A 13251-nucleotide genomic window follows, 5' to 3' on the forward strand; every position below is an offset into this window, starting at 1 on the left:
TTATACGCAAGTTAAACTACAAACCTAAGTCGCGTTAGCGACGAAAATCCGCCAGTTATCTTGTTGGTTTATCTTTAGTGTATCTAAATATGCGAGGCGATTTTATGGCAAAATCGGTCGCAATATCAAGTGCTTCTTGGGCTACATTGCTTGGCTTAACAAATTTTATTGCCCCATTTTATGTAGAAAGCAATTTGCAAGATTATTCGGAAGAAGACCCTTTGGTCAAGTATGTAAATCCTGGCAAAGGAGAAAAGGGCAATATTTCGTATTTGAAAAAAATTTCTCCAAATGACAGTATACCTATGTTTAGACTGATGGGTGGGGAAAAGAGTATTACTTATTCCGATCCTTTTAAGAATGTAACTGATTGGACGGGATTATTTGTTCCAGAAGCACTTACTCAAACGATGATGAATTTCTTTTCGCAACTTGCGGAAAGTGATGACGTGATGAGTACGGAGGCCTTTGCCCTTGCATCTAAGGCGGCTACGATGGGGTTAGTTGTTTCTGCAGCGTCGCGAGAGCAGGGAACAAGTATTGTTCCTAAGGCGTCGAGCTGGGCAGAAAATACAGAAAGTTTGAGAAATAGTGTAGCCGATGTTAAACGTTGGCGTTTTGATGCGGCTCCGCATGCTGATGCTGAAGCCTGGCGAAATGTGAATGTGGTGATGACTGCGGTGAGCGCGGCGTGTATAGCGGTAGATGTTGCTTTGTCCTGGTTCGAAGGCGCAAGGATTGCGGCAAATGTGGCTGCCGTTGCAGGCTCCTCTGTAGCCTTGTCAAATATGCTTTTCTCGTTGCTATCGGAAGATTTGATTGCAGAAATTTCCGATTCGCATAACCTGCCTATTGACAATGTATATGACAATCAAAATACTTGGCGTGCAGATTATTCGAATACGGTTTCTCCGATTGCAGATTCTTTCGTAAACGATACGACGATTAATCCTCGGATTATGGAGGATTTCCTCTACGAGCGTCCGTTCGTGAACTTAGCTTTGAACGATTTGCATACACTGGATACTATTCAGAATGCAGGTTTGCGCACTAATCGATTATTTGAAGGCATGCGTGATTCCTTGACAAAACTACCAGATTCTTTGAAAAAAGATGTTGATACGCTTTCAATAAAAAGAAATCTACTTCGTGCAGAAGAAAATTCCGTAGCGAATTTGAACCGAAACTGCTTTTATATCGATTCAAAGAACGGAGTAAATTGTGCTATGGGTCTTTTCAAGTCGGCAAATGATTTGAATTCAACCCAAAAGGATCAGCCTCTTTCGGGTTTGACAACGCCGCTCCGCTTCAAGTCAGAGGCTGATTGGTCCAAGATGGGTGTGAAGGTTGATCGCTGGGAAAAAGTGGACGGACTTACCCCTGAAGGAAAGGATACCTCGGACTATGTCCCTATTCGCCATGTGGAACGTTATGAAGTCCCCGCGATTACCGTTGAAGACTGGATTGAAAAGTATTCCTTCGTGGTGGACGACCTGATGCCCCACCGCCTACGGCAAATTCGCATGAACTTCAACTACCAGGAGGAGATTGCCTGGGAGTGTGATGTGAAAAAGGATCCTGATGCGAATGACGCTTGCACTGTGTACAAGCGCTCCGGCGGCGGGGAGTGGGCGGTCGATTCCTCTGTCGGCAACAGCGGTCGCGTCAGGCATCCCGTTCAAAAGAACGGGATTTTCGATTTTGTCCCCAGGGATTACGGCTACAGCAACCTGTTTGCCATTCTCTACGGGGTAAGCTGTTAGTTTAGACGAATTTGTTGCTGCCTTTTTTCTATCTTTGGCGCATTATGGAGAGAATATGAAGAAAAGATGGATGAAGCTGTTGACGGTCCTTGCTTACATATGCATTTTGGGGTGCGGGGACAGAGTTGAATTTAAATGGGTAGGAAGGAACAATATGTCGATTGCCGGTTTCATAGACGATTCCCTGGTTGTCGCATACGATTGCAGAGGATGGCTTGAGACTACGGAAACATGGAATGGTGGTTATAGCGAAGATGAATCTTGCGGACATGACCGCTTGCTTGTTTTTAATTACCGTGTGCAGGAAGATGGCCCGCGTTGGAGTGATTCTCTTACAAACAAAAGTGGTGGCTACCGATGGTATCAACTGACGGATTCCATCTTTTGGTGCTGGGAAGAGAAAAATGTTCTTCTATGGAAAATCGGCGAGACTGCTCATGAAATGAGAATTTCAAGAAAGAACGAAGGATGCTCTCAAACATTTGAAATTAATCGAATGCATCAGTGGTTGGATGGAAATTTTATTGCATTGGGTGGTAATCTTTCTGCTGTCGGAGATAGTTGCCAATACGCTGTTTTAGATACGGTTGCGAAAACGATTACGTATAAGAGATTAAATGATGATTTAAAATGGATTGAAAAGTGCGATGATGTTCGGGCTTGGGGGGAGGATGTGTATTGCGTAATTCTTGATGACGAAGGAGAAAAAAGTATTGTTTTAAAAAATGAAATTGATACGATTCCTACTCCACGAAAATTCGCAATAGGTGGTTTTTGGGGTGATATGATTAAGTTGAGCGGTAATATTTGCAGGATGAATGAGGATAAAATAATCTGCTCTGATGTAATATGGTATGGTAACGAACTGAAGTTTTATCACAATGATGAAGTCGTTGTTGAATTGGAGTAATGTATGCCCAAAAGAATAGTTTTATTTTTGATTTTCACCATGATTTGTATGACATGGGCTGTACCTAAGCCGATGGAGTCTATCGAAAATTATAATGTACTCATGGTTCATGGTGCTTATGGTTCCGAAAAAGGGATTAAGGCTAACGCGAATTTAAAAGAAGCTGATTCGGCATCTAAATTTTTAGGTGATGCGACGCTTGGCTCGTATACTTCTGAGGATAGAATAACCAAGTGGATAGGGACAAATGTTTTTGAAGAGCCTGATATTGGGAAAAAACGTAATCCCGCTAACGCTTACATTTATAACTGGCGTTCGTTTACGAATCCTGCAAATTCTTCTTTGAATAATGCTCATGAATTGGCCGATAGACAATGGAATATAGCTGAAAATGGGGCGTCTCGTTTTGGGAAACGTCGAGCGCTTTTTGAAGAAGCTCAGGAAGTGAAAGCAACCCTTAGGGTCTCAAAAAATGGGAAAGATTCTTTATATGTTGGACAAATTGCATTAGATACGATCCGCCAGAACCCCGACCTCTACCGCCAACTGGCGTCCCGCTACATCCTCATCGGGCATTCCATGGGCGGCATCGTTTCTCGTGAGTATGTTCAAGGTGATTTCTATAACGGAGATGTGGACAAAATAATTACGCTGGACAGCCCCCATGAAGGGACTGGAGCATTGAACATGCAAATATATAAGGAAGCACGTGGTTGGACTGACGAAAAAATTAGGGGCTTGTTGATGAAGTCGATGGCTTCCATGACCGCAACTGGCATTTTGCTTGCTGTTATGGGAATGGAACCTGTCTCAGTTGAAGCAGGAATGTGCATAACCTTATTTTCCTCTGCGATTGCTGGTGGAGCAAGTATTCCTCTTACGAAAATCTTCTCTACAGAGGTTTACACTAAGGACGATTCTTTAGTCCATTATGTTGATCCATATCAAACTGGCTTCGGAACAATACGAAATTTGAATGCTTTGCCTTACGATGCTGAAAAGCTGCCGATGTTCCGCGTATTGGGCAGTAAAAACAGTATGACGTTTGGGGATCCAACACATGTGGATTATGGCCTGCTTGGCTCGTTGTATCTAGAAAATTTTTCTCTTCCAGTTCTCAACATGATTGGACAAATGGGTGGGGGAGGCGACCTTTCTACGATTTATGTGAACGCATTGACTGCGGGTATTGCAGGAATCGTAGGAATTCCTTTGATTGAACAAGGAAGCTCTTTAGTGACGGAGGCTTCGGGTTTGGGAAAGCATGTTCGCCTGCTTAATGATGAAAATGTAGATGTACGAAAAGAACAATTCAATGCGGCTGTACAAGCAGAAAGTAGTGACGGGGATTTTGCAACAGCGATGGGGATTGCATCTGGTGCGGTATTGGCTCTGGATTTTACCTTAGGACTTATTAATCCAGCTGCAGCCAAAGCTGCAAAAACGGGAATTGTTGGGCCTTTTCAGCAACTATGGGATTTTCTGTCATTGGAGGGGCGGTTGCGACAGGTTTTGACGATTTGGCCGAATCTCACATGATGCCTTTGTATAAGAAAAATCTGGAGAAATGGTTTGGCAACACGAATTCCTTTTCACTTGTTAATGCCGGTGGTTCGGAATACACTCCCTACCTGATGGAAGACTTCCTCTACGAGCGTCCCTTCGTGAATCTGGCACTCCTGGATTCCGCTACTTTGAACAAACTTCAGGGGATGAGTAGTTCGGATCGAAAGAAATCCACCTTGAATCGGAACTGCTATTATCTGAGCGACAGGGAAAACGCGAGATGCGCCGTAGGGTTGTTCGCCAATTCTGGCGATTTGAACTCCACGCATAAGATGCAGAGCGTGGCATCACTTTCGCCACTTCGTTTCAAGTCCTCTTCCGACTGGTCAAGGATGGGCGTGAAGGTGGACCGCTGGGAAAAAGTGGATGGACTGACCCCTGAAGGAAAGGATACTTCGAACTATGTCCCCATCCGTCATATTGAACGTTACGAAGTTCCCGCGATTACGGTCGAGGACTGGATTGAAAAGTACTCTTTTGTCGTTGATGATTTAATGCCTCATCGCCTCCGTCAAATCCGTATGAATTTTAACTATCAGGAGGAAATCGCATGGGAGTGCGATATTACCAAGCCTGATACGAGTTCGACGGCGTGTACAGTGTACAAACGCTCCGGTGGTGGTTCGTGGGAAAACCCCATTGTACTTGTGGACTCGGTGATGCAGGTGGATGAATCGGGAGATTCCGTGAAAGTTGAGCGAAAAACTACGATAGACAAGGTTCCCCACCCGGTCAAGAAAAACGGTCAGTTTGACTTTATCGCAACCGATTTCTATCCGAATCTTCTCGCTATCCAGAAAGACAACCAAAACACGGTCACGATTTCAACGGTGAACAAGATAGGCCTTTCGAATACGCAACGATTCTACTACCTGTTCAAGGCGACGGCGAACATGCTGGAACCCAAGTGGCCACTCCGTGGGGTCGCTCTCAATAAGATGAAGGGTTTCTGTTCGTATGCCAGTGCACTCGGCTACCAGGGATTCCGTGTAGTAGGCGCAAAGGATAAAATATTGACAGACTCTATGGGTACATATGAAAACCTTACCGAAAATGTGGATATGCAGATGGCCGTATCGGAATTTCGTGATGCGTCCGGTAAACTTCTGTATGATTCAAGCAGTGCTACATTTGTTTCGCAACAACCGGCTATTGATTTAACGGAAGGCTCGTATGTATGGAAGTATGCCGCCAGTATCGAAAATATCGAGTCACCCAGTTCGCATGCGGACACTTCGAATACTTACGAGGTTCCGTTCCGTATCGATAGGACTCCGCCCAAGTTTGAGGTCGTTCCTGAATCCCCGTTGATAAATCCCGATAGTACTCCATTTGTCGCACGGTTTAAGTGGGCTGATTCGGCCTTGGCAACACCGGATATACGCGCGATGCGCTGGACCTTGGAACGGGCTTCAGGGCAGTCGTCCGGCTCGACATTTGTGCATGTCTGCGATTTCCGCTCGCTTTACGAGGTGTCCACGCCTGATTTTGCCGTTGCCTGGAATGATAATTGTCGGGCCGAGGTCAAGAAATATGGAGACGGGCTTTATCGCGTCAAGGCGTTTGCCGTGGACTATGCGGTGCCTGACAGTAATGTTTACAAGAAGATGAACGGGCTTGTAAATGCCATTGCCGCAAGCCCGAATTATGTCGAACAGTCCCGTTGGCCGACTGTTGCTGATTCTGTAAACACTTCGATGGAATATGCCTCGTTTACGATAGATTCCCATAAACCCTCATTGGTTTTGGATAGTCCCAAATCAGTATTCACAGCTACGGCTGATTCCTTGCTGAAAATTGCATATGTGGTACATGACCAGTATTTTGGCCCGGATAGCACGCCTGTCACGGTCAGGTGGGACTTTGTACATGCGGCAGATAAGTCGAAGGCCGATCGTGCAGGCGACTCCGTCTGGGTAAAGAATGATTCGGTGGTGGGCGCATGGGAAGAAAGTGGCTCCATGCGCCTGGAGGACGGCTCCTATGTGCTTCGTGCCCAGGTGCGCGATGACGCCGGAAACGACTCTGTTTATGAAAATCTGGCGAATCTCCGTGTCGACAAGACTGTTCCCTATATTGAAAGTCTTGTGAGCTCCAGTCTTATATCTCCTGATAGCGCTACACTCAAGGTGAACGAAAAATTCGATGTGCCGTCGAACAGGTTCGGCGTGGATTGCCGTTACCGCATTCTTGGAGGCGATGCCGATACTAATTGGCATGACGTTCCGAGAGATTCCGCAAAACAGTATGAAAGGGTGTTCGCCCTGGATTCGGCGGTCATTGGAGTATCGCATGGCAAACGTTATTTAGAAGTTGCCTGTAAGGATGCTGTCGGAAACGTATCCTACCGTACGGATTTGTTCCATGTGGGGGGCCGTTATCCGACCATTACTTCTCCCGACGGTAGCGAAATGATAACCACGGCTCTTGTGGCGATAACAGGCATGGCTCCGCCATCGGGACGGTCCGATTCCGAACATGCTATTTTCCGTTTGCGTTATAGGAATGTGGATGGTCTCGTGCCGGAACATGCCGCTTGGCAAATGTCGCAGGCATATGTTGCCCAGGCGCTTCGCTCGGGAACGCAAAATGTGTCTCGTGCGGCCCAGGTGAACGAGGGTGTGCTTGGCTACATTGACCGCAGTACATTTGAAGGCGAAAAGATTGTCGGTACATACGAAATCGAGCTTTCTACTTGTACGGCGGATACGGCATCCTGTTATGCGGATACCTCCCTTTGGATTTCCGATACAATGACCGTTTCCTTTAACATGGTTTCCCATGAAGTGAATGATGAAAAACCTACGGTGAAATTTGTACTTCGTGTAAGGGATACGTTGAATCCGGTTTCAATGACTGTCGGGAAGGATTCGTTGGATATATCGCTTACGCTTTCGGGAGCCTTTAAGAACAATTACTTGATTCGTGTTTATGCCGAAGGCGACGACCATGTGGGAATATTTGAAAAATCTGTGTCAAAGGCCTTCCGCAACCCTTATTATGGTTTCCCTGCTGATACGGCGAAATCGAAAGGAGTCTGGTTCTATCAGGATTCCCTCGGTTATCATCTGAAATGGAAGGGACTCCCTGAAGGGGATTCCCTCAAGGTCTCGTTTGCTTCGGACAGGTTCGGGAATACTTGCGAGTCTGCTGCCGGTGGCGCAAATTTGGGCAGCTGTGTTGTTCGTGCGTCAGCTTTCAATTTTGTGGATCTGCCTACGGTAACGCGTAGTTACCTTGAAGATTTTCCGGAATGGATTCCTCCATCCTATGTGGATAGCGTCATGATACTGGCGGGAGATTCCGGACACATCCTGATGACCGCCGAAGCCGCATTCCAGGTGTTGTTTGTCCGTGATTTTGCTGACACGTCAAAATCAAAAATTCCTGTTTACTTCGCGAGTAGCGCAAAAGACGGCTTCTACTGGGGAGATCTTTCCTTGGTCAGCAGTGATACCCTCGATCCGCTTGTTACGGGATGGACGGTCAATCCGCAAACCTATGGACTCGGATTCAGATGGAACGGCCTCATGGCTACGGACGGTTATCTGAGTGCGGATAGCGTGAAAATTTTTGCCGAGGTGACGGAGAATATATCGGAAAACCCATATATCTACATTGACTCTGCCGTCATTGCCTTGGACAAGGCTCCTGCCGAAATTGTCCTGGCCAATAAACTTGCCGATTATGTCGTGTTGGTAAAGGATTCGGCTAGTGCCACCCTAGACGATTCTACACAGAACAAGATTGACTTTAGGCTAGGCTCCATGAATTTCTATTACGGGTTAAAGAATCAAGATGCCCATGTGGGAATAACGATCTGGAAAGGTTCAACACTGATTGCCGAATTGCAAGACAGTGCGACACTTGTGCGCGCCAAGGCTTCTGATTCAGCCTACCAAATGAAGTGGAATGGCAAGAATGATGACGGTAATGCATCTTTGAGCGCCGGAACATACAAAATAAAAATCAGTGCGGTCCAACTTGACGGTACGACTGTTCCGCCCAAGTATGCGACTTTCAAGGTGAAAACGGCCAAGAACATTCTGGACATGACTCCGGAGAACCCGAAGGATACTACGGGGAGAAACTCCGCGGTTTATGTTGCCGAGGCGTTCCTTGATTCTACGGGGGTTTACCGGTACGAGCCTATGGCTGACTATCGGATCGATGCCAGCGTACGGGGTTATCGTCTGCCAAACGAAGGCCTTAAAAATGAGATTCCTCTTTCGGGAACGGTCTCCGGGACGCAGGAAATTATCGGCTATGAACCCAAACGCTTTAGCCTTGCGCTCAAGAGGCATAGGAAAAAATTGGATTTGGTTGTTGTGTCGCGTCGTAAAGGGAAGTTGGATAAAATAACAGGGTCGGTATTTTGTGAAGAGACTGGAAATTACGATTTTGATAGTGTAAGAACGGATGTGCTTCATTTTGATTCTGAACACAGGGATACGACTGTCGCCTATATATTGAATTACGGGGGATCAGGTTATGGATTTGATGGCAGTAATGGGCCGGGAGATGGTACTATTGATATTGCGGTAATGACTGTGAGTGAATTTGAACGCCAATTTAAAACGCTTCCTTCGAGTGCTGCTGATTTTGAGAAGGCTAGGAATAATTCAGTCTGGAAATTGACGGATTTTACTGATGATAGTTCTGAATACAAGATTCCTGGAAATACTTCAAAAGGACTAGACTTGGGGTATAACAAAGATTTAGGATGTAATGTCGTTATGAAAGATTCTATTCTGGATTCTACATGTGTCTATGGAAAATCCGGAACTACGACGGGATATGATCCAAATAAGAGTCTTTTCAAGCTGTCGATTAAACCGAATGCGGATGGAAAGTTCTACTCGCAGAAGGGGAAGATAAACTCTCATTGTGGCGATGACGGCTGGCTTCGTTATACCTATCAACAAGTCAATGTCGTTTTTGAAATTCCGAAGGATGACTATTGGGATGCTCCTATCGGCATGGATAACTTGGTAAACCGTACTATACGTTTTGACCATACAAATAAGACCATCTTTGCTAAAAATGCTTCTTCACCGGATGGCTATTTTGCTGCGATGGATAACCTGGCCGGAGTAAAGAATGACGCTTACTATCGCGAGGTAAATTCTTATCACGATGGTTCCGCATTCGTCTTTGACAAGACTTATGGCTTGCTGACCCCGTTTGAAACTCAAAGTTTGCACTTCTTCCCTGCCAGTGTATTCGAAGGAGGTCTTAATATGTTCCTGTTCGCCGATGAGGACAGTAAGCATACTCAAGACGCCCGCTTCGAAATGAGGTTCTATGGAGGGGAAAACTCGCAGGATTACTTTGTGGCCAAGGCTATCGGATTGCCGGTTGTCGGGGAAAGTGAAGTGGCCTGTAATTATGACACACTGACAAATGTCCTGTTAGGGATGGGCGGCCAAAAATACTGTCAGATTGACCATGATAGTAAAACATCCAATATCAAGAGCACGCCTTACTTCTCAGGATATTCCAATGTCCAATTCTATGTCGGTCGCAACATGGTTTGGAGTGCCGAAACGCAGAGGGATACGATTCCTTATCCCGCTCAAGCAAATTGGCGTGATACGTTGAAGTCAAAAGAATGTAAGGATTCTGGCCAAGACTGGAAATTTGCGGAAAATGGCTCGAAGCCCTGTTATAAATACTATGACTTTGGGTCCAGAGTGCATTATTATTTCGCGGATTATGTGGACTCGGTTTGGACCAAGGAAATCCTGCGTACTACGAACGGTTCTGTCTTGTCTGACAGTGTAATCGCTAATCTAGCCAATTCTCCCTGGAAGATTACCCGTAATCCTTTGTCGTTCTCATTTGCACGAAATGTCGACAAATCTAGGATTGGTTCAAATGATGTGTCGGGTCTCAATGTAAAGCTGGATCCGGATATGTACGACGTGACGGAGCATCGCTTCTTTGCTCCGTTAGACTCGGTACGTCTTGTAAATAGTCAACTTGTTGGTGGCGGAGTCAATGCCCATGTGGATAATCTTAAGTCGGGGAAATATCCCTCATTGATTACTTTCAGCGGTGATGAGGATTCGCTCTATGTCAAGGCAACCACGTTTACAAAAAATATTGCCTATCGTAAGAGTAAGGACCCGTTCGCAAAACCGCTCGTGCGTCCCTTGCAAGATACAATACCTTTCTCTCGTTTGTATACAAAACCCGAGTGGGGACGTGAGATTGTCTTGAAATCTGCAAAACTTGTTCAACTGGATGGCTCTGAGCATACTCACTTTAATCTACTTGCCACGCCGAACGATTCGCTTCCGCTCTATGTCGCTTTCAAGAGGGCTGATTCTATACCGTTCCATCGTCTAGAAGAGTTTGTAGAGCTGTATGCATACTTGGAAGCTAACAGGATGTACAGTCTTTCATATTTGAATGACACTTCTTTTTACAGCATCAAGGATTCCATCGAGGTCAATACTGCTGGGTGGCGGAGCCTTGGCTGGTTCAATGTGAACAGGCTCCAGGGCAATACGACTTTCCTGCTTACATGGGGTGATAAGAGTGGAGCTTCTTATAACTTTAGCAAGTTTGACATGGTGATTGGCGCTAGAGCGACGTCGTCTGGCTCCAAGACGGTACAATCTCCGTTAGGAGAGGTGTCTGTCAGCTTCCCGACGAACTCGTTGGATGGAGACAAGGATGTTACGATACGTTCTATAGATGCCAAAAACTATCCGTTTGAGGTGTTCAATAACCTTGCCCTGAATGGGCCTATAATGGAGGCCCTGCCTCGGATGACGTTTGCGGATACGGTGAACCTGCCGCGTGTGCAGATGAAAATCTCTAAGGAGGAGATGGAAGCAATGCATACGTCTCCAGAAACAATAAAACTATACAAGGTTGACTTTACTCAGAAGAAATTTGTCCCGCTTGAAAATGCTCTTTACGGGTATTTGGATGCGGATGGTCACGCTCTTCTGAAAAACGGCTTTGCTTCTGATACGGCAGCGACTTGCTCAACGGCTACGGATACTCGTTGCTATAATAAAAATAAGGAATGGGCATATTTGCTGATATCGGCTGAAACACGGTCCTTCTCGGTCTTTACGGCTTTGGATTCCGCTGTAGCCGAGACGCCTGATTATTCGATTAAGGTCGTACCTGAAGTTGCCGATGTGGAAAATCGCCTTATTCTTGTTACGGGAATCTCCCGCTACAATCTCTACGTGGATGACGATGCTGTTTGGGCTAATCGAAACGACTCTACGCCTCCAGAGGCTCTTGCATATACCCTCGATTCGAATGGGTATGCGCATGTACAGCTTCCTTCGCGTGGAAATGCCCTTGATACGAACTATGTATTTGCGGTAGCTCTTTCGGAACCTGATACCAATGGCAATGTTTCCGAACTTCCTGCCGCTCCTGCAGTTGCACGTGCAATTACAGTCAATACGCAGTTTGCTTGTCATGTGCCACAGGATTCTCTATGGCTTGGCCTTGATAATGGCTATCTTGCATATGCGGCGGGGTGCACTCATCCTGGATATGGTATTGTCTCGCTTTATGCAGATGGAAAACTGACTGCTGAATTCCGCGGAAACATGCCCGACACGTTGGTTTATGACGGTCTTCTCAAGACTGGAGGAACCGATATCGGAAAAATTCCGTATGGCGTTTATGAATCTCGTTATGTAGGGGTTTCTGCGCTTGGCATGGATAAACAGATGGCTGGCCCCCGTATATATACGGATTCAGTGCGTCCTTCAATTGATTCGTTCAATGTTGCCGTGCAATCTGAACTTCTTGACCGTATTTTCCGTGTGTCGGCAAGTCTTTCCGATGCTGAATCTGGAATTGCTCGAGTAAAGATTACACCAGTGCTTGGCAACAAGGAGTTGAAGGTCATTGATGCCTTGCCTGATAGTGCCGGCTTTGTGAATGTCTCTTTGCGTCTTACTCGCAAGCAATTGACCGATTGCTCCGGTTGCAGGCTTTCACTTTCGTTCCGTGTCGAGGATTATGGGCACAATTATAATGTACGTGATTATTTCTCTGAAAACTTGTATCCGTTCCCGATGGAACTGGCGCTTTGGTACCCGGCATACGAGGGGTCTGGGAATAGGGTGCAAGAAATTATAAATGGGGTGCACAATCTTGATGTAACACGCATGAATAACAAATGGGGAAGCGATGTAGGCCTATATTTTAGTCAAAAAACCGATTATGCGGTTGGAAAAAATGGCACGGTCGATTTTGGCAGCACGAATTCTTATTCTTTCGAGGCCCGAATTAAGCCGGGGAACCCCAACGATAATGCTTGGCATGAAATACTCAGTTTTAAGGGCGTAAACGCTCTTGACATTCGCCTTTTGCAGAATAAGCGGGCCTTGATGCTTGTTGAGGGTTCGCATAACTGGAAAACGGGTTCCATCTTGCCGATCACAAACAAGTCCTGGTCACATGTTGTCGTTACGGTAGATTCGGATTCCGTGAAATTCTATGTCGACGGCGAATCGAAGGCTGCTCGTAATTCCGGGATTTCTCTAGAACGTGAAATGGAAGGTGTGTTTTCTATGGGCAAGGCGGGTAGCGAACCTTCCTATATCGGAAACATCGCGGATATACGCATGTATTCACGTGCGTTGACTGCTGCTGAAGTCGAGGAACTTTCGAAGCCCGTCACCGATGAGGGCGAGGCTTCCGATGTCATCGTCGTCGCCGTGAAGGACATGGATGCCGTGAGCGGATTCTCGAACGAGTTCTCCTGCTCCGTAGCCGGTAACAAGTACCTTGTGTCGGGCGATTCGGCGACACTCGCGATGTCCGTAATCGTCGAAAATGCTGCAGACTACAATGTCGTGTTGTACGCAAGGTCCGCGACCGTTGGCGATAAATCGATTTATGTCGGTGAATCAAATCTGCTGGCCGGGATGGCTGCCGTTTCCAATACCTGGCGTGCGGTGACTGTTTCTGGTGTGTCCGTCCATCTCGCGGCGGGTACGCATACGTTGACATTGAAGGTTCCTGCCG

Annotated in this window: 4 protein-coding genes; all 4 read left to right on the forward strand. The window is 46.3% G+C overall.

Going from position 1 to position 13251, the window contains the following annotated elements; translation table 11 throughout:
- The first annotated feature begins 104 nt into the window (after positions 1 to 104).
- A complete protein-coding gene (locus Q0P86_RS15425) occupies positions 105 to 1763 on the forward strand; it encodes a hypothetical protein (protein ID WP_295040686.1) in 1659 nt (552 codons plus the stop codon).
- Between the two features lie 55 nt (positions 1764 to 1818).
- A complete protein-coding gene (locus tag Q0P86_RS15430) occupies positions 1819 to 2673 on the forward strand; it encodes a hypothetical protein (RefSeq protein ID WP_095880313.1) in 855 nt (284 codons plus the stop codon).
- A gap of 3 nt (positions 2674 to 2676) precedes the next feature.
- On the forward strand, positions 2677 to 4212 hold the full coding sequence (locus Q0P86_RS15435) for a hypothetical protein (protein WP_295040689.1): 1536 nt from the start codon (positions 2677 to 2679) through the stop codon (positions 4210 to 4212).
- On the forward strand, positions 4146 to 13251 hold a 9106-nt coding region (locus tag Q0P86_RS15440), incomplete at its 3' end, for a LamG-like jellyroll fold domain-containing protein (RefSeq protein WP_295040692.1). The genes Q0P86_RS15435 and Q0P86_RS15440, both read left to right, overlap by 67 nt.

Origin of the sequence: uncultured Fibrobacter sp. (assembly GCF_946062555.1) — a bacterium.
Taxonomy (GTDB): Bacteria; Fibrobacterota; Fibrobacteria; order Fibrobacterales; family Fibrobacteraceae; genus Fibrobacter.

Bases quoted from the DNA above. Each gene is read 5' to 3' on its own strand.
- Q0P86_RS15425 (WP_295040686.1), top strand. From the start codon at position 105: ATGGCAAAATCGGTCGCAATATCAAGTGCTTCTTGGGCTACATTGCTT.
- Q0P86_RS15435 (WP_295040689.1), top strand. From the start codon at position 2,677: ATGCCCAAAAGAATAGTTTTATTTTTGATTTTCACCATGATTTGTATG.
- Q0P86_RS15430 (WP_095880313.1), top strand. From the start codon at position 1,819: ATGAAGAAAAGATGGATGAAGCTGTTGACGGTCCTTGCTTACATATGC.